Raw genomic sequence first — 19,513 nt, forward strand, 5'->3', positions numbered from 1 at the left:
ATAAGGGTGGGTAACTTGCTAGTACTAAATGGAATATTTATTAAGTTTGATAAAACAGATAGCGATGAAAAACATTTTTAAAATACTGTTCTGCCTTTTCTCATTGTCCGTTTCTGCTCAGGAAACAGAAGAAATAGCCATTAAGAAGACCATTGAAGCTTTTTTTGATGGATTTCATCAACAAGATTCGGTTCAAATTAAAAATACAGTTTCCAATACCGTAATCATGCAAACCATTGCAACGGATGAAAAAGGAAACCCACTAGTAAAGACCCAAGAGTTTTCAGATTTTTTAAAATCGATAGTCAGTATTCCCGAAAGCACAAAATTTGAAGAGGTTATAACTGATTATTCCATTCAAATAGATGGTCCAATGGCCAATGCTTGGACGCCTTATATCTTTAAAATCGATGGTGCGTTTCATCATTGTGGGGTCAACTCTTTTCAATTGGTAAAAGAGGACGAGAAAGATTGGAAAATAATCTACATTATAGATACTAGGAGAAAGGAAAATTGTAAATAAAAAGGCGGGTTGTTAAACCCGCCTTTTTTCAATCTTTACAAGGTGTCAATTTAAACTTTCCAGCCATCACGGTAGGTTCTACCTACAAATTGGTTGGCTTCTTCTAGATTGGTAATGCGCATGTTTTCGCCGTCCCATAAAAGTTTTTTCCGGGCATAGAAATCCATTTTGCCTGCACTGTCTTCTTTTCTCAACAAATAGCTTCTAACGGCCAAGTTCCCCATAAGAACGGTTTCAGTCATAGGACCGGCATAATCGAAAGAGGAAGTTAAACCTTTATGTTCTTCACTGCCAAAACCGGCTTTACAGGCATCTACCCACTTGCGCTGATGTCCGTATTCAGGTTCTTCGTTAGGCTCAGTTTCAGGACCAAAATCAGTTGTACCATCGTTCAAGTATAATTTTGGAGTAAGCGGACTACTATCGTTTATGTTGGTAGAGATAATTCCTTTTTCTCCAATGATAAGAACTCCATTATAGCTTCCTGGTCCACCTATGTCATTATTGGCCGGTATAATATTTGGGTGCGAAGGTCTAATTCCACCATCGTTCCAGGTCATTTCAATTGGGGTTTTAGTTTTTTCCGTGGCATCAAAATGGAGGGTTATAAAAGAAGAGGCCGGGCAACCTTCAGGGTGATAATCCGCATTCCACATTTGCGAATATACAGAACTAACACTGGCCTCGGCATCCGTAGGATACTTTAATCCTAATGTTCTAAACGGAATATCTATCAAATGACAACCAACATCGCCTAAGGCTCCAGTACCATAATCCCACCAACCTCTCCAGCTAAAAGGGTGCAAGTTGGGCGTATAAGGTTTTTCGGGCGCCGGACCTAACCAAAGATTCCAGTCTAGACTATCCGGTTTTAAACTTGGGTCGGGAGCTTGCATGGCACCACCTTGCGGCCATACAGGACGATTGGTCCATACCTGGACTTTGGATACGGCGCCAATAGCGTCATCATCTATCCATTTTTGAACCATACCTAAAAGCGGATTGGAGCCTCCTTGGTTTCCCATCTGACTTACAATTTTGTTGTCCCGTGCCATTTGGGTCAGGATTCGCGCCTCGCGTATGTTATGCGTCATGGGTTTCTGTACGTAGACATGTATGCCTCTTTCCATAGCATACGCTGCAGCTGGGCCGTGAATGTGGTCAGGTGTGGAAATGGTGACAGCATCAATACCCTTTTCTTTATCCAACATTTGGCGATAATCGGCATAGAGCTTCGCCTTTGGAAAATTTTCTACGGATTTTTTGGCAGAACCGCCAAAATCTACATCACATAAAGCAGCTACTTTTTCGCGGCCGTTTACGGATGCATTAAAAATATCGCTAGAACCTTTGCCCCCTGCGCCAATGGCAGCAAGGTTTAAACGGTCGCTTGGGGCCAAGTAGCCCACACCGCCCAAAACGTGCCTGGGGACAATGAAAATTGAGGATGCGATTGCTCCTTTTTTAATAAAGGATCTTCTTGAACTGGTTGAGGAGTTGTTTTTTTTGTGTGCCATTAATTTTTGGTTTTAGTTGTGAAAGGCTTCTAAAGTTACTTAAATTTCCCGCACTTTGAAGAAAAGTTAAAACTTCATGATAGTAGAGGTATTGGATAAGGAAATACAAGGTGAGCCATATGTATTTGCTACCTTTAAAATTCACATGACGAGAAACCTAAAAAGCAATGATGACCAACGAGCAAATTGGCATACGCACCACCTATCTTAGTATTTTTGGGAATGTAGTTTTAGCACTTATAAAAGGGCTTTCCGGTATTTTTGGAAACTCTTATGCTTTAATTGCCGATGCCATAGAATCTACTACAGATGTTTTTTCTTCGGCTCTGGTTTTATTGGGTTTTAAGTACGCAAAACGCCCGGCAGATTCCAACCATCCGTACGGTCATGGTAAAATAGAACCCTTAATTACTTTTGGGGTGGTAGCCTTTTTAGTGACTTCGGCAACCATTATTGCCTATGAGAGTATAAAGAACATACAAACACCCCATAAGGTTCCAAAAGCGTGGACGCTTATAGTTTTAGCGGGTATAATTTTATGGAAAGAAATTCTCTATCGTTTGGTCATCAAGAAAAGTAAAGAAACCCATAGCTCTTCTTTAAAAGCCGATGCTTGGCACCATAGAAGTGATGCCGTAACTTCTATAATGGCCTTTATTGGAATCTCAATAGCTATTATTTTTGGTAAGGGGTATGAAACTGCGGATGATTGGGCGGCTTTGCTGGCTTCGGCATTTATTCTTTACAATAGCTATTTGATTTTTAGACCTGCACTTGGTGAGATTATGGACGAGCAATTATATGATGACATATTGGTTAGGGTTCGAGAAAAATCTATGGAAGTGAGCGGAGTGCTGGATACTGAAAAATGTTACATTAGAAAAGCCGGAATGAAATACCATGTAGATTTGCACGCTAGGGTAAATGCTACTATTTCCGTAAAGGACGGACACGAAATTGCCCATAACCTAAAAGATCATCTAAAATCGGAAATACCAAATTTGGGCCATGTGTTAATTCATATTGAGCCACATGAATAAGATGAAGTTGAAAATCACCCAACTTCATCTGAGTATCTGCTACCGAATTAAAAATAATCTATAAATTTAGCAACTTATACTAACTCAGCATTGGTAATGGGGACCTCAGCTAACCGCACCAATCTAAAAACAACTCAATTAATGAAAATGAAGTCAAGATTAATGATGGCATCTACAGTTTTATTACTGTGGACAGGAAATGTGTTACAGGCGCAAGATGAAAACCCATTAGAAGGAAAGTGGGATTTGGTAATTGAAAAGGACGGAACCCAGCTTCCCTCGTGGCTAGAGATTACCCATTCCGGAACAAATACTTTGGTAGGTCGTTTTGTGTATGCATTTGGTAGTGCAAGACCAATTTCGGAAGTGGTGGTAAAGAATGATGTTTTTAGTTTTGTTATACCTAAGCAATGGGAGCCGGAAGGAACGGATATGACCTTTACCGGAGCTTTGGATGGCGAAGGTCTTAAGGGAACTATGATTTATACAGATGGGCAACCTTATAGTTGGACCGCCGTTAGGGCACCAAAATTAGATTACGTAACAAAAGCTAAATGGGGTAAGACCAAAGAGCTTTTTAACGGTAAGGATTTAAGCGGATGGAAAGCTATGGGGGAAAACCAGTGGGTAGTTGAAGACGGTATTCTGTCCAGTCCAAAGTCTGGTGCCAACTTGGTGTCCGAAGAAAAGTTTAAGGACTTTAAATTACATGCAGAATTTAAAGTACCATCTGGAAGTAATAGCGGTATTTATCTAAGAGGACGTTACGAAGTGCAGATTACGGATGATAAGGGTTCCGACCCTTCAAGTGTATTGTTTGGGGGTATCTACGGCTTTCTGACCCCAAATGAAATGGCGGCTAATGATGCCAGTGAGTGGCAAACGTATGATATTACGTTAATTGGCCGTCGTGTGACCATTGTAGCAAACGGAAAAACGATTATAAACGATCAAAATATTCCAGGAATAACCGGTGGGGCACTAGATAGTAAGGAAGGAGAGCCGGGTCCGTTTTTAATTCAAGGAGATCACGGTCCTATAATGTTCAGAAAGTTTGAGGTAACTCCAAGAGTAGAGTAGTGCTCCTATAAGAATACTTAGAAAACGCCTACCGTCTTTTGAGCAGTAGGCGTTTTTTTATTGTTACCAGTTAATTTCGGAAGAAAGTGTCAATGGCTTACGTTCCGTTGTTATAATAGAATTTAAATCAAATTCATTGGCTTGGTGAATAGCCTCGTCAAAAGTAAAGTCGCATTTGGCTTCAATTTCAGACGGAGCCACTTCGTACGTTTTAAACGCTTCCAAATCAAGAAAGGACAGCCTGCTTAAATCTTGCGTCAATATAAATGATTTGGTCTTTAGCTTTCCGTTCTCTTCGTACATAATGGTTTTGTAGAATTCTGAAGGGATTTTATAACCTCGGTATTCACGGTCATCCTCATTAAAAATGCACCCACCAATAATGCTAACACGAGACCGATCCATTTCTGTTTGATCGTACAGGGAATTTTCAAGTTCTCCCCAAACACCGCCTTTTCCACTTTGGTTAAAACTGTCCATTTGTGGCGCTATATTGGTGAAAACAAAAGAATCAGAGTTGGCTTTTTTCGCCTCGGCATAACTGCCCCAGTTTAAATCCACTCTACGGGCAAGGTGGCCACGATCTAAAGGATTGCTTTTGTACAATTGGTTTCCTGCTTGGTTCTCTGATGGTATTCTTGAATCCTCAAAAAAGCTTGCACCCTTTCGGGGGACTTTTTTAAGGTTTCTGCCATCTATATTCCATGCCACCCAAATTGCAAATTTGGTGCGGCTACTTAACGCCAAAGAAAAATGGGTGTAATCTACTATTTCAGAGCCTTCCAATTGATAAGCAGCATCTATGTCATTTAACTTTGGAGGATATATAGGGGTGTTCAAAAAATTATTATCAAAAGCCATAAATAGGTGTGTTACTAAAGTTAAGACATCAAAAATGCAAACTTTAGTAGTTGAGTGGTTATTCTACGTTTTAAATTATGTTTGTTTTTACGTAAGCTTACGTCCTTACAAAGTGTTTTTTAATGCGGTTTTATTTCTTGTTATAGCTTCGTCAATAGCATCCCATAGTTTTATGCGATTATTCAGGGCTTCTTTGGCAACGGCCAATGTTTCTTGCCATTTTTGTTCGTCATGTCCGCAAAGTTCGGAGACCATTTGCAAGGAGAGTGGGCCATGTTCATCACCATCTAACTCAATATGTCTTTCTAAGTAGTATACAAACTTGTTGTACTCTTTATTTTCTGCATCGGCACTTTTTAGAACTTCCATAAACATATCCGGTATAACATCTTCCCTGCCAAACGTAAATGCAGATGCTACTAAATGCGGTTTTCCGGTAGCGATGGTCTCAAATGAAAAACGAACAAAATCTGCTACCTTTTTGGGAATGTCTATTTTTTGCAATGCGTTGTTTACCGTAACCCCTTGTTCTAGATGGCGAATAAAAGCATTGGATTTTGAAATGTCAGCTCCCAATTGCTGCATAGCTTCCAAATACATCTCAAAATGACTTTTAGGCTCTCCTAATTCGTTTATATCACTTTCTTCACCATGTACTATTTCATTAATAAACCGTGCTAAAACAGGATTGGCACTGGGGGTCCATGGAATACTAACATTGGTCAATGATATCTGAAGAGACTTTAGTAACGACATGAAGTCCCAAACCGCATACACATGGTTTTCAGTAAAGGTTCTAATATCTTCTATACTGTTGAGGTTATTGTAAAGGGGGTGATTTTGAAGTTGATTTCGTAAATTGTTGATTTCATTCTCAATAAATTCAATTTGATACATAGGTTCTGTTTGTTTTATTAGCTCTGGGGCTAAATATCATGAGTATAATAGATATGATTAAAATAGGAATAATCTTATATTTTAGAAAGAATTACACTACTTTTTAAATAAATGTTTGACATATTAAACATTGGTACAGGTATTAGCAATCACTCATGTTGATACCCACTGCGAGTCCACCTTTCGAAGTTTCTTTGTATTTGGAGCTCATGTCTTTTGCCGTGGCCCACATGGTTTCAACTACCTTATCCAGCGGAACCTTAGCATCTTTAGGGTCTGAGCCTAATGCTAACTCTGCGGCGTTAATGGCTTTTATGGCGCCCATACTATTGCGCTCTATGCAGGGTATTTGTACGAGTCCGCCTATGGGGTCGCAAGTTAGGCCAAGATGATGTTCCATGGCAATTTCGGCCGCCATAAGGACTTGCTCTGGTGAGCCACCAAGTAATTCAGTAAGAGCACCTGCCGCCATGGCACTAGAAACACCAATTTCTGCTTGACACCCACCCATTGCTGCAGAAATGGTAGCGCCTTTTTTAAAAATGCTGCCAATTTCACCAGCTACGAGCAGAAATTTTTTGACGTGCTCAAAATGGGCCTCATGGTTTTCTATCACCATATAATACATAAGAACCGCGGGAATGACTCCTGCACTACCATTTGTGGGAGCTGTTACCACGCGCCCCAACGAAGCATTTACTTCATTGACCGCTAAAGCAAAACAACTTACCCATTTTAGGATTTGGCGGAATTTAACTTCTGTATTGCGAATGGTGGTTAACCAAGATTGGGGAGAATTATAAGTGGTAGAATCTCCCAGTAAATTTTTGTTGAGCTCAAAAGCACGACGGGTAACGTTTAGTCCCCCGGGTAATTTACCTTCGGTATGACAGCCAATGTACATACATTCCAACATGGTTTGCCAAACATCATTTAACTTTTGATCTATTTGGGCATCATCACGTAAGGAGCGTTCATTTTCCTGTACTATTTCTGAAATACTTTTGTTTTCGCTAGCACAGTATGCCAAAAGTTCGGAGCCCTTTTGAATTGGAAATGGAAAACTGTCAAAAGTAGCTATGTTGCGTTTGGCATTTTTTCGCTCTTTAACAACTACAAATCCGCCTCCTATAGAATAATAGGTGTTCTTTTTAGTTTTACCCGATTTTAAGGTAGCCTCAAACTGAAGTCCGTTGGCATGAAATTCTAGAAATTTTTTATGAAATATAATATCGGTTTTAGGGTGGAAGGGAATTTCTTTACATGCTCCAAAGTTTAATACATTGTTTTCCTGTATGTGCGATATAATGGAGTGAATGGTATCAACGGGAATTTCAACCGGATCGGTGCCGGATAGACCCAGCATTACGGCATAGTCCGTAGCGTGCCCCTTGCCTGTTAGGGAGAGAGAGCCGTACATATGTACTTTTACGGCAATAACCTCATCAAAGATTTGCGCAGACCGTAGTTCGCTAATCCAACGTTCGGCAGCTCGCCACGGACCTAAGGTATGGGAACTAGAAGGGCCTACACCGATCTTAAGCATATCAAAAATACTGATGGACTCCATAAACTTAATTTATGGTGTAAAGATAGATAAAGCATGCTTCTGGCAAAGTCAAAAACAGGAAGCCAAAAACTTAAGAAATAGCAATACCCGTTTAAGTCAATTGTTGCTTTTTTGCCCTAAGTTGTCGGTTTTAGCAGTAAAAAAGGGTTGTTCTGGCGTGTTCTTTGCTATAAAAAAAGTAAAAATGACATCATGTCAGGTTGTGGACGGTTGGCATATTGTTTGTCATTTAGAAACCGATTATAAAAATTAGCACTAATATTTAAAACATATAGCATGAGTAAAATTATAGGTATTGACTTGGGTACTACCAACTCCTGTGTTTCCGTTATGGAAGGTAACGAACCGGTAGTAATCCCTAATGCAGAAGGAAAGAGAACAACACCCTCTGTAATTGCGTTTGTAGAAGGTGGAGAAATTAAAGTTGGTGATCCTGCAAAAAGACAGGCGGTAACCAACCCTCACAACACTATATATTCTATTAAGCGTTTTATGGGAAACAAATTTTCGGAGTCTAGTAAAGAGGCCGAAAGAGTTCCTTATAAAGTAGTAAAAGGAGATAATGACACACCACGTGTAGATATTGATGGCCGTTTGTATACGCCACAAGAACTTTCTGCTATGATTCTTCAGAAAATGAAGAAAACTGCAGAAGATTATTTAGGGCAGGATGTTAGCCGTGCGGTAATTACCGTTCCAGCATATTTTAACGATGCACAACGTCAGGCAACTAAAGAAGCTGGTGAGATAGCAGGTCTTACTGTAGAAAGAATTATCAACGAGCCTACCGCAGCTTCTTTGGCTTATGGTATGGACAAGAAAGATACGGATCAGAAAATAGTTGTTTTTGACTTTGGTGGTGGTACACATGATGTATCTATCCTAGAGTTGGGTGACGGTGTTTTTGAAGTATTGTCAACAGATGGTGATACACACCTTGGTGGTGATGATGTTGATCAAAAAATTATTGATTGGTTGGCGGATGAGTTCAATAAAGACGAAAGCATAGATTTGCGTAAAGATGCTATGGCATTACAACGTTTACGTGAAGCTGCTGAGAAAGCTAAAATTGAATTGTCTTCTTCTGCACAAACTGAAATCAACTTACCTTATGTAACGGCTACCGCTACAGGACCTAAGCATTTGGTACGTACACTTACAAGAGCCAAGTTTGAGCAATTGATCGAAGATTTGGTAAAAAGAACTATTGAGCCATGTGAGACAGCACTTAAATCTGCTGGACTTTCTAAGAGCGATATTGATGAAATTATCTTAGTAGGTGGTTCTACAAGAATTCCAGCAGTACAAGAAGCGGTTGAGAAATTCTTTGGTAAGAAACCTTCTAAAGGAGTAAACCCGGATGAGGTTGTTGCAATTGGAGCAGCTATTCAAGGTGGTGTTCTTACAGGAGATGTTAAAGATGTATTGTTATTGGATGTTACTCCATTATCCTTAGGTATTGAAACTATGGGTAGCGTAATGACCAAGTTGATCGAGGCGAATACTACGATTCCAACAAAGAAATCTCAAGTATTTTCTACGGCAGCGGACAATCAACCATCAGTAGAGATTCATGTATTGCAGGGTGAGCGTCCAATGGCATCTGACAACAAGACAATTGGTCGTTTCCACTTAGACGGTATTCCACCAGCACCAAGAGGAACACCTCAAATTGAAGTAACTTTTGATATTGATGCCAATGGTATCATCAAAGTTTCTGCAACGGATAAGGCGACGAACAAAACGCAGGATATCAGAATTGAAGCTTCTTCAGGATTAACAGAGGAAGAAATCAAGAAAATGAAAGCTGAAGCAGAAGCTAATGCTGAGTCTGATAAAAAAGCAAAAGAAACTGCTGACAAGTTGAACGAAGCAGACGGAATGATTTTCCAAACGGAAAAGCAACTGAAAGAATTTGGTGAAAAATTATCAGATGATAAGAAAAAACCAATTGAAGAAGCTTTAACCGAGTTAAAAGCAGCATACGAATCTAAAGACTTAGCGGTTATTACACCAGCTTTGGATAAGATCAATGAGGCTTGGAAAGTTGCTTCTGAAGAAATGTACAAAGCTCAAGCAGAAGCACAGCAAAACGGTGCAGCTCCTGAGGGCGATACTGCTTCGGCAGAAGAGCCTAAAGAAGGTGATAACGTAGAAGATGTAGACTTTGAAGAAGTAAAATAAGTATAAGCGTTTAGCGCTCTACATATAAGACCCGTCCAGTTTTCTCTGGGCGGGTCTTTTCGTTTTGTCAATTTGGTACGTGTTTTGTTTTCAGTTGACAGAATATCAAGTAGTTTTGTAGTATGATTAAGAAATTCTTGTTTGTGTGTATGGTATGGGGCATATCCTCAATGGTATTTTCCCAAGACATCGAGATTTTTAAAATTTCCGATTTTAATCTAAAGGGAAATGTCAAATCCTGTTTGGTAATTACGGACTATGGTAAGGAAGAATATTACTTTAATCCAGAGGGCTTTTTAACCAAATCGGTTACCCGTTATAATGATACGGATTATGAAACCACGTATTATAAGTTTAAGGACGGTTTTTTAAAAGAACGTAGGATAGAGAATTATATGGATGGCGTTTTTGATTATGCCACTTCCATTGCCAGTCTTTATGAGATAGATACCGTAGCAAGAAAGATAACGGAGAAAATCGTTTCTTATGAAAAGAAACAATTGGAAAAGAACGTTTATAGTTATGATACGGATGAGAAATTAGTAAAACTTGTTCGCACCAATACCAGCGGTATAGACGAAATAGACTTTGAATATGTTAAGAATGATACCGTAGATACGGTTTCTAAAAAGGTAAATGGTGTATTATCTAAATTGGTTACTACCACTTCTTTTGTAGAGAATGACCGGAAATTTAAAAAGGTAATTTCAAAAAACTATATGGAAGGCAATCTTGCTTCTAAAACCGTTGAGGTTTTAAACTCAAAGAGCAAGGTAATACAACATAAAGAGTTTATGTTTGATGGTTCTACAGAAAAATGGATCTCATTGAACGACGAAAGTTATCAATACGATGAAAACGGATTTCTTTCTGTTGTCACGACCAAAAAGCGCTTTGGTGAGCTTACTCAAGAATACATTTATCAATTTGATGGTACTTCTGCCAATAATTGGGTGAAAGAAATAATTACACCTAGCAACACGTATACTACAAGACGTATAAAATATTACCCGCCGGTTGCAGATCAGACCGTTTTGGAAGAACAGAAGAATTGAAATATTAGCAGGAAGAATCTGCTATAATTTTCCACTCACCATTTATCCGTTTAAAGATTATCATAAATGTGCCATTGGCATCACCTACGTCTCGTACTAAAAAATATTGCCCCATAACGTAGTAAGAGTCTTCGGTTATTTTGGAAATCTGGTCAATTTTAAAATTTAATGTTCCTATTTCGGCTTGGGTGGGGTATCCTTTTTTGTAATTATCCAAAGTGGTTTGCCATCCTTTTGTGATTCTACCACCACTGTAATATGTAAGATCTTCGGATTTCCAGTAACCTTCCATGAATCCTTCTAGGTCTTGATCAGACCATGCTTTTTCTTGATTGCGAAGAATGTTTTTTATGGCTTCAATATCACTATTTTGGGCGTAAAGTGTTCCTATTGAAGTCAATAATACAAAAAAGAATAAAGAGGTGCTTTTCATTTTTTAGTGGTTTTACGATATACAGGGGTAAGGTATAAAAAAAGCCCCGCAAAATTTCCGGGGCCTCTCTCAAAATAAATAAACACTAAAAATTAATCATTTGTATGTAAGTTCAGTATGTACCAAAAAAGCAACATAAGACTGGCAAAGAGTCCTAAGGAAGCTGCAACATACTGGTTGGATTTATATTTATGGACAAGATTGGAGGTCTGGTACAAAATAGACCCCGATGCTAAAATTACCATGGCGGCACTAAATAGAAGCCCTAAGTTAAAACCAAATAATATACCTGCTACAATGAGTCCTAGAGCAATGGCAAAACCCACGGCCAATATAGATTTTAGGAAGGAAAAATCCTTTTGGGTCAGCAGTACAATGGCAGAAAGACCTGTGAACAAAGATAAGGTCATGATGGCAGCTTGGTTTAAAATATCATGAGAGCCACTTTCTGTCATTGTTATGGCAATAAATATTAATGGAATAAATATGAATGCTTCGGCAACAACATAGAGGAGAAGACCCCAGTAATGCGTACTGTTCTTATCGCTCTTCAAAGCCAAACGTTCTGCGTAATTGGTAATGAATAAAAAACCTCCCAACATAATCAACCAGCTATACCCTTGCGTTAGCGAAAGTGCAAAATTCAATAGTGGGGGAATCTGAAAAAATAGGGTTTCAATAAGAATGAACAGTAAAACGGCACCGGCTAAATGGGCATAGGTTTTTCTGTAAAAAGCGGCTTTTTCTACCTCGGTAAGGGTATTTACCAAAGCGCCGTTAGTGGTTTGGTGGTTTTTCATGTCTATAGTTTTGGCTCAGGACACAAATAAAAAAATATTATTAGAAGTAAAGATGGTTTTTGGTTGAACGGTAGTTATATTCGTTTTTTGTGTAAACTCCTTATTATTAGTAGGTATTGGTAGGGGTGGCTTATATCTCAAAAGCTATGAATATTGTTAAACGTATAGAAAGTTAAATAATTGACCAGTTTTTACGGTTAATTAGTTTGTGGGAAATCTTAGTTTTGTAGCTGTCAAAAAAATAACAACTATTTTCGTAAACTAAGAACTAAATAACCTAATTGTTAAAATGAAAAAAGTAGTCACTTTCGGGGAAATTATGTTGCGTTTGGCCCCTGCAGGATTTTTAAGGTTTTCTCAAGCCACCAGTTTTGATGTAATTTACGGTGGAGGCGAGAGCAATGTAGCCGTTTCTCTAGCTAACTATGGTGTACCAGTTGATTTTGTAACACGCTTGCCAAAGAATGATATTGGTGAATGTGCACTAATGGAAATGCGAAAGCGTGGCGTTGGTACCGATAAAATTGTTTTTGGAGGTGACCGTTTGGGAATTTATTTCCTAGAGACAGGAGCTGTTAGCCGAGGGAGTAAGGTAGTTTATGACCGGGCTCATTCCGCTATTGCTGAAATAGAAAAAGGAATGATTGATTGGGACGCCGTGTTTGAAGGCGTAGAATGGTTCCATTGGACAGGTATTACACCAGCTATTTCTCAAGGTGCTGCAGATGTTTGTTTGGAAGCTGTAAAAGCGGCAAGTGAAAAAGGAATTACTATTTCAACCGATTTAAATTACAGGGCCAAGCTTTGGAATTACGGTGGTGATAGAGAAGCTATCATGACCGAACTTACATCATATTGTGATATTATTTTGGGGAACGAAGAAGATGCAGAGAAGCACTTTGGTATTCACCCTGAAGGTTTGGACGTTCATAAGGATGGCGCCGATGTTAAGGCAGAAGCATTTTTATCCGTTTGTAAGCAAATGATGAAAAAATTCCCTAAAGCCAAAAAGGTAATTACAACTTTAAGAGGCTCTATTTCTGCTTCTCACAATACGTGGGCAGGTGTATTATGGGACGGTTCCAAAATGTACGAAACACGTCAATACCAAATTACGGATATTGTTGATAGAGTAGGAGGAGGTGATTCATTTATGGGCGGTTTGATCTACGGATTGCTGAAATACCCAGAAGATGACCAAAATGCATTGGACTTTGCCGTTGCTGCTTCCTGTTTGAAACATACAATTAAAGGAGATGCCAACTTGGTAACCGTAAGCGAAGTTGAAAAATTGATGGGTGGCGATGCTTCCGGTCGTGTAGCAAGATAAGAACATTAACTACAAACAATAAAATATGGCTCAGTATTCAAGAATAGAGGTTGCATCCGTAATGAAAGAAAACGGTATGGTGCCTTTGTTTTATCACCCAGATGTAGAGTTGGGTAAAAAAGTTTTAAAGGCATGTTATGACGGTGGATCACGTTTAATGGAGTTTACCGCTCGCGGAGATTTCGCTTATGAGGTGTTTCTGGAATTGAACAAGTATGCGATAAAAGAACTTCCTGGAATGGTTATGGGAGTTGGTTCTATTACTGATGCCGCTGCTGCTAGTTTGTTCATGCAAATGGGTGCGAACTTTATTGTTACGCCATCACTTCGTGAAGATATAGCAATTGCCTGTAACCGTAGAAAGGTGCTTTGGTCACCGGGATGTGGTTCTTTGGCAGAGATAAATAGAGCGGAAGAAATGGGATGTGAAATCATCAAACTTTTTCCAGGTTCTACTTACGGGCCAGGGTATGTTAAGGCTATAAAAGGCCCACAACCATGGACTAGCGTTATGCCAACAGGAGGTGTAAGTACAGATGAAGCTAATCTAAAAGGTTGGTTTGATGCTGGCGTTACCTGTGTAGGTATGGGTTCTCAGCTAATCAGTAAAGATATTCTGGCCAACAAGGATTATGCTGGCCTAGAAAATCGTGTCAGAGAAACTTTGGCTTTGATTAAAAAGCTAAGATCTTAATACTATTCGAAAAAGGCTTTTCGAATTCCTAATTCCAATCCTCGTAATTCGGCTAAACCGCGCAAGCGTCCAATAGCTGAATAACCGGGATTGGTTTTTTTATGGAGGTCATCTAACATTTGGTGACCATGATCTGGTCTCATAGGAATTATGGCATCCTTTCTTCCTTCTGTTTGTCTTCTTTTTTCTTCAGCAAGAATCAATTTAATCAGATCATACATAGGTACATCACCTTCCAGGTGGTTAGCCTCGTAGAAGTTTCCGTTCTCATCACGCTTGGTACTTCTAAGGTGCAGGAAATGTACACGATCAGAAAAACGTTCAAACATTTTCGGTAAGTCATTATCAGCCCTGGCCCCTAAAGAACCCGTACAGAAAGTAATACCGTTGTTTATAGATGGTACTTTATCAAAAATATAGGTGTAATCCTCTTCGGTACGCATAATACGTGGCAATCCTAATATAGAAAATGGCGGATCATCTGGGTGAATACACATGAGTATTCCGTTTTCCTCAGCAGTAGACATTATGGAATTTAAAAAATAAACAAGGTTACTGCGCATATTATCCTCATTCATGCCCTTATAGGTGTCTAAAGTCTTCTGAAACGGACTTAAATCAAAACCTGTCTTAGGTATGTTATATGTTTCGGAAGAGCCAGGGAGACCGGCTATAATTGTTTTTACTAGTTTATGTATGTCCTCTTCGGACATAGCATCATAATAAGATTTTGCCGCTTTAGTTTGTGATGGGGAGAAACTTTTTTCGGCATCGGGCCTTTTTAATATAAATAGGTCAAAAGCGGCTAGAGCGGTGGCATTAAAAAAAAGAGCCTTGGACCCATCTTCCACTTCATGGTCTAGGCTGGTGCGCGTCCAGTCCAATACAGGCATAAAATTGTAGCAAACTACGTTGATGTCGCATTTGCCAAGGTTAATCAAACTCTGTTTGTAATTTTCTATAAGTTGTTCAAAGCCATCTTGCTGCGTCTTTATACTTTCATGAATAGGTAAAGATTCTACTACGGACCATACCAACCCATTATTTTCTAATAGATTTTTTCTTTCCTCTATTTCGGCTACAGTCCAAACTTCGCCATTAGGTATGTGGTGCAAAGCAGTAACGATTCCTGTGGCACCTGCCTGTTTAATATCCTGTAAGCTTACTGGGTCATTGGGCCCATACCATCTCCATGTTTGTTTCATATTAGGTACTTATGATTGTTTGATATATGATTTTAAAATTTTGATAGGTAACTATACTCCGCTGAAAGCACTAAATCCACCATCTACAGGAAGAACAATGCCGGTAATAAAATTAGAAGCATCACTGCATAAAAACTGTATGGCACCATTTAATTCTTCAACTTCTCCGAAACGCCCCATTGGTGTGTTTCTAATAATGGTTTCACCACGCTGGGTAAATGAGCCATCCTCATTTGTTAGTAGGGCCTTATTTTGTTTTCCGATGAAGAAACCTGGGGCTATAGCGTTAACCCGTATACCACTACCAAATTTCGTAGCCATTTCAACAGCCATCCACTTTGTGAAGTTTTCCATTGCTGCTTTTGAGGCGGAATAACCGGCCACTCTGGTTATGACACGGTCAGCGGCCATAGAGGAGTAGTTAATAATGACACCCTCTTTTTGTTCGGACATCACTTTACCGAATATTAGGGAGGGGATAAGAGTTCCGTTTAGATTAAGTTCCGTAACCTTTTTAAAGTCATCAACTTTTATGTCAAAGATGGTTTTGTCGGGAGCCACTGTAGCTCCAGGAAGGTTGCCTCCGGCGATATTAAGAAGGATATCTATTTTTCCAAAATCAGCTATAATTTGGTTTTTTGCACTTTCAAGAGATTCTTCACTCAAAATATCAGCCTCGTAGGCATTAGCGTGTACGCCCACGGTTTTAATTCCATCTAATAAGGATTGTACCGATGTCTTCTTTCTCGTTAACAAGGCCAATTTAACTCCAGACTTTGCCAAGCTTTTGGCAACGCTACCGGCTAAAGCACCACTCGCACCTGTTATGACAGCAACTTTATTTTCTATGTTGAACATAATGTATTCATGTTTTATATTAAAAGGCCAAGATAAAACAATCTAATTTAAATGATAGAAGTGGAGGTTTGAAATCTAGTTTTTAACGGAATTTAATAAGGCAAAATATTCATGAATACTGCAACATTTAAATAAAAACAACTAAAAATTTGTTCAAAATAAGTGTGGGATAATACTTTTTAAAGGCTATTTGAGTGTAGGTTATTTCTTTATTACATGGGCTTTTAGCGCATATATTGTGTATCTAGTACACTTAAAAACACTTCTGAACCATTTGTTATAGTCATCTGATCATTTGTTGTTAAGGAATAGTTAAATAAAGTTCACATTTGGGGAAACTTAAACAAATGTTAACTGCTCAATTAAACTTTTTAACTTATGAATGGAACTAACTTTAAAATTAAAAACTGGCTACCCCACAGATATCTGTCGGGATTGTTATGGCTTTTGGCCATAGCGTATGGCCATGCTCAAGAGATAACCGTAAGCGGAACGGTTTCGGATGACACAGGAATTCCTTTAGCGGGTGCCAATGTACTTGTAAAGGGAACAACCAGCGGTACCCAAACAGATTTTGATGGTAACTACACTATTACCGCAGAAGGAGATGCAACTTTGGTATTCAGTTATATTGGCTTTACCAAGCAAGAGGTTGCTGTTAATGGTCGGACAGTGGTTAATGCAACCCTGGCGGAAGATGCCAGTCAATTAGAAGAGGTTGTTGTAATTGGTTATGGTTCTCAGAAAAAGTCAGATTTGACTGGGGCGGTAAGTACTGTAGACAGCGAGGAAATAAATAAATTTACTTATAATGATGCTGCTCAGGCTATTCAAGGTCGTACAGCGGGTGTGAGAGTAGAGGCCAATGGAGGTTCTCCGGGTGCAAATGCCCTGGTCACCATTCGTGGCTCCAGTACCTTGTCAGATGCAGGTCCATTATATGTGATTGATGGTATGCTTACCGGAGACATGACGTCGTTAAACCCAGGTGATATAGAAAGTATTTCCGTATTAAAGGATGCTTCTGCCAGTGCTATTTACGGTTCTAGGGCGGCTAATGGTGTTATTATCGTTACTACAAAAAAAGGTACCCGTGGAGGCATCAAAGTAGATTTGGATTATAGCTATGGTCTTCAATCATCTGTAAAGACTATTGACTGGGCCAACTCAAGAGATTATGCTACCATTGTTAACAGGGCTAGGGATAATGATGGAAACGCAAGGTTTCCGGCAAATGACGCTCAGTTCAATCCTAGTATAGATAGTGATATTCAAAAGGAATCACTACGTACTGCTGGCGTAATGAATGCCAATGCAAGAATTTATGGTGGTACTGAAAATAGTACCTATAGCCTTTCTATGAACCATTACGATCAAGAGGGTATTGTAAAGCAGTCAGATTATAAAAGAACTACTGCGAGAATCAACGCTACATTGACGAAAGGAAGGTTTAAACTAGAAAACACGGTAGGTTTAACACGTTCTATTGATAACCCTAACCCGTATTTCAATAAGGAAAGAGACTTGGTGCCAACTATCCGTATATATGATGATGAAGGTAACTTTAGTGCTACTGATCAGCCAGCTGATGTAGCGGTAGGAGCATTTTATGGTGTTGGAAACGTAGGTAACTCCTTAGGTCTGGCAACTGTTGAAGATAGAACGGTTACTCGAAACAGTATATTAGGTAATATTGCCGGTTCGTTTGAAATTATCGATGGGCTGACCTATAAACTAAATTTAGGTTTGGATTATTATGCGAACAATAATTATAGGTTTACCCCAACCTATGTATTCAATTCTGCCACGTTTGGTAACAACCAATTTGCTGAGTTGGCCGAAACGAATACAAACTTTCTTTCAACCTTAATTGAACACACTTTAACTTACAGTAAGGAGTTCAATAAACATAATATAAACTTTGTAGCTGGTTACACAGATCAAGTTTCAAATACAAGGTCTCTTGGAGCTTTGGCTAGAAAATTTCCTTCTAACGATGTGCGTGTAGCTTCTGCTGCTGAAGATAAAGTTAATTTCCCATCGCAAGATTTAACTAAAACTATTCAGAGTTACTTTGGTAGGTTGAGTTATGCTTATGATAGCAGATACTTGTTAACGGCTACCATACGTAGAGATGGTTCTTCATTGTTCAAAGAAGATCTTAGATGGGGTACTTTTCCTTCATTTGCTATAGGTTGGAATTTAGGTAATGAAAGTTTTATGGAAAACTTTACAGCCATTACTGATATAAAAATTAGAGCAAGTTATGGTGAAGTTGGGTCGGATAACGTTCCAATCTATTCATTAAGTCCAGAATTGAATCTTAATAGTGAATATCCAATAGGTGACGGTCAGGAAAGAGCTACGGGATACTCAATTACTAAAGGTATTAATGATCAGATTACTTGGGAAACCAGTAAGACAACCGATATAGGTTTGGAATTTAGGGCATTGAATCAGAAGTTAAGTATAACAATGGACTATTTTCAGAAGAAATCCGAAGATGTATTGGTTGAGTTGGGATTACCATTATATACTGGGTTTGGAAACAGAGTACCATTTAATACGGCAAGTATTGAAAATACTGGTTTTGAATTTTTGGCAAATTATTCGGATAGTTTAAGTGAAGATTTTTCATTTAATATTAGTGGAAACTTCACAACATTAAACAACGAAGTTACGGCTTTGGGTGATGCTACTCCAATTATAGAAGGACAGTTTACATCAAATGGATTAAGAGGAACTAAAACAGATGTTGGTCAACCCGTTTCTTCTTTTTATGGATATATTGTAGATGGAATCTATCAAACAGATGCAGAAGCTCTAGCGGCAAATGATAATAATAACCCACAAGCGGGAGATTTAAAATTTAGGGATATCGCTGGTCCCGATGGTTCAGGACCAGATGGAATTGTTGATGAAAATGACCAGACCTTTTTAGGGAATCCTGCTCCTAATTTTGAATACGGTTTCAATATTTCTGCAACATACAAAGATTTTGATTTAAGTCTTTTCTTTAACGGCGTTTCAGGTAACAAAATATTGAACGGTAACATTTATCGAGGATATTTTGATACAGAGGGGAACTATCTTACGGATGCTCTAAGAGCTTGGACACCAACAAATACGAATACTAACATTCCAAGAAATACACAGTCAGATCCAGGTTTCAACAGAAGACCATCTGATTTTTATTTAGAGAATGGTGCTTACTTCAGATTAAAGAATATGCAGTTGGGTTATACTATTCCATCTGATATCTCTGAAAAAATGAAGATGACGAAGTTGCGTATATACGGTTCTGCTACAAATCTGTTTACAATTACAGATTATACAGGTTATTACCCTGAGGTAGGTAGAAACACAAGATCGTCTAGAAGAATTTTTAGCTCGGGTGTAGATGAAAGTGCTTATCCAACAGCAAGAACTATTCAACTGGGAGTACAGGTTTCATTTTAATTCTAAC

The 19,513-nt window shown here is 38.8% G+C and carries 16 protein-coding genes; 8 read left to right on the forward strand and 8 right to left on the reverse strand.

Annotated features, from left to right (window positions below):
- Nucleotides 1-64 precede the first annotated feature (64 nt).
- Complete coding sequence (locus H9565_RS09945) at nt 65-523, forward strand: nuclear transport factor 2 family protein (protein ID WP_215439132.1); 459 nt, start codon at nt 65-67, stop codon at nt 521-523.
- Between the two features lie 50 nt (nt 524-573).
- On the opposite strand, the gene H9565_RS09950 is transcribed toward H9565_RS09945, so the two are convergent.
- Nucleotides 574-2,040: a Gfo/Idh/MocA family protein gene (locus tag H9565_RS09950; RefSeq protein ID WP_215439134.1), complete on the reverse strand. Its 1,467-nt coding sequence runs from the start codon at nt 2,038-2,040 to the stop codon at nt 574-576.
- A gap of 170 nt (nt 2,041-2,210) precedes the next feature.
- Here H9565_RS09950 and H9565_RS09955 point away from each other — a divergent pair, with 170 nt between their 5' ends.
- Both H9565_RS09955 and H9565_RS09960 read left to right on the forward strand, forming a co-directional pair.
- On the forward strand, nt 2,211-3,080 hold the full coding sequence (locus H9565_RS09955; RefSeq protein ID WP_215439498.1) for a cation diffusion facilitator family transporter: 870 nt from the start codon (nt 2,211-2,213) through the stop codon (nt 3,078-3,080).
- A gap of 147 nt (nt 3,081-3,227) precedes the next feature.
- Nucleotides 3,228-4,160: a 3-keto-disaccharide hydrolase gene (locus H9565_RS09960; RefSeq protein WP_215439136.1), complete on the forward strand. Its 933-nt coding sequence runs from the start codon at nt 3,228-3,230 to the stop codon at nt 4,158-4,160.
- Nucleotides 4,161-4,223: 63 nt separating this feature from the next.
- Here H9565_RS09960 and H9565_RS09965 read toward each other — a convergent pair whose 3' ends face one another.
- From H9565_RS09965 to H9565_RS09975, 3 genes are all read right to left on the reverse strand, one after another.
- A complete protein-coding gene (locus H9565_RS09965; protein ID WP_215439138.1) occupies nt 4,224-5,021 on the reverse strand; it encodes a DNA/RNA non-specific endonuclease in 798 nt (265 codons plus the stop codon).
- Nucleotides 5,022-5,126: 105 nt separating this feature from the next.
- Nucleotides 5,127-5,918 (reverse strand): DUF3050 domain-containing protein, encoded by a 792-nt coding sequence (locus tag H9565_RS09970; RefSeq protein ID WP_215439140.1) that lies wholly within the window; start codon nt 5,916-5,918, stop codon nt 5,127-5,129.
- Between the two features lie 142 nt (nt 5,919-6,060).
- Nucleotides 6,061-7,488, reverse strand: a complete 1,428-nt coding sequence (locus H9565_RS09975) for an L-serine ammonia-lyase (RefSeq protein ID WP_215439142.1) — start codon at nt 7,486-7,488, stop codon at nt 6,061-6,063.
- A 276-nt stretch (nt 7,489-7,764) separates the two neighbouring features.
- On the opposite strand from H9565_RS09975, the gene dnaK reads away from it, so the two are divergent.
- On the forward strand, nt 7,765-9,672 hold the full coding sequence (dnaK, locus tag H9565_RS09980; protein ID WP_215439144.1) for a molecular chaperone DnaK: 1,908 nt from the start codon (nt 7,765-7,767) through the stop codon (nt 9,670-9,672).
- Nucleotides 9,673-9,794: 122 nt separating this feature from the next.
- Nucleotides 9,795-10,727, forward strand: a complete 933-nt coding sequence (locus H9565_RS09985; protein WP_215439146.1) for a hypothetical protein — start codon at nt 9,795-9,797, stop codon at nt 10,725-10,727.
- Nucleotides 10,728-10,731: 4 nt separating this feature from the next.
- Here H9565_RS09985 and H9565_RS09990 read toward each other — a convergent pair whose 3' ends face one another.
- Nucleotides 10,732-11,160, reverse strand: coding sequence for a YybH family protein (locus H9565_RS09990; RefSeq protein ID WP_215439148.1), 429 nt, complete (start codon nt 11,158-11,160; stop codon nt 10,732-10,734).
- 92 nt (nt 11,161-11,252) lie between these two features.
- Nucleotides 11,253-11,960 (reverse strand): Bax inhibitor-1/YccA family protein, encoded by a 708-nt coding sequence (locus H9565_RS09995; RefSeq protein WP_215439150.1) that lies wholly within the window; start codon nt 11,958-11,960, stop codon nt 11,253-11,255.
- A gap of 289 nt (nt 11,961-12,249) precedes the next feature.
- Here H9565_RS09995 and H9565_RS10000 point away from each other — a divergent pair, with 289 nt between their 5' ends.
- Complete coding sequence (locus tag H9565_RS10000) at nt 12,250-13,290, forward strand: sugar kinase (RefSeq protein WP_215439152.1); 1,041 nt, start codon at nt 12,250-12,252, stop codon at nt 13,288-13,290.
- Between the two features lie 25 nt (nt 13,291-13,315).
- A complete protein-coding gene (locus H9565_RS10005; RefSeq protein WP_215439154.1) occupies nt 13,316-13,984 on the forward strand; it encodes a bifunctional 4-hydroxy-2-oxoglutarate aldolase/2-dehydro-3-deoxy-phosphogluconate aldolase in 669 nt (222 codons plus the stop codon).
- 2 nt (nt 13,985-13,986) lie between these two features.
- On the opposite strand, the gene uxuA is transcribed toward H9565_RS10005, so the two are convergent.
- Both uxuA and H9565_RS10015 read right to left on the reverse strand, forming a co-directional pair.
- The gene (gene uxuA / locus H9565_RS10010; RefSeq protein WP_215439156.1) at nt 13,987-15,189 is read right to left on the reverse strand and encodes a mannonate dehydratase; all 1,203 of its coding nucleotides are present in this window, start codon (nt 15,187-15,189) and stop codon (nt 13,987-13,989) included.
- 51 nt (nt 15,190-15,240) lie between these two features.
- Nucleotides 15,241-16,047 carry an SDR family oxidoreductase gene (locus tag H9565_RS10015; RefSeq protein ID WP_215439158.1) on the reverse strand — a complete coding sequence of 269 codons (807 nt, stop codon included), beginning with the start codon at nt 16,045-16,047 and terminating at the stop codon, nt 15,241-15,243.
- Nucleotides 16,048-16,425: 378 nt separating this feature from the next.
- On the opposite strand from H9565_RS10015, the gene H9565_RS10020 reads away from it, so the two are divergent.
- Nucleotides 16,426-19,506, forward strand: a complete 3,081-nt coding sequence (locus tag H9565_RS10020; RefSeq protein ID WP_215439160.1) for a SusC/RagA family TonB-linked outer membrane protein — start codon at nt 16,426-16,428, stop codon at nt 19,504-19,506.
- The last annotated feature ends 7 nt before the right edge of the window (nt 19,507-19,513 follow it).

The organism is Zobellia russellii, from assembly GCF_018728565.1.
Lineage (GTDB): Bacteria > Bacteroidota > Bacteroidia > Flavobacteriales > Flavobacteriaceae > Zobellia > Zobellia russellii.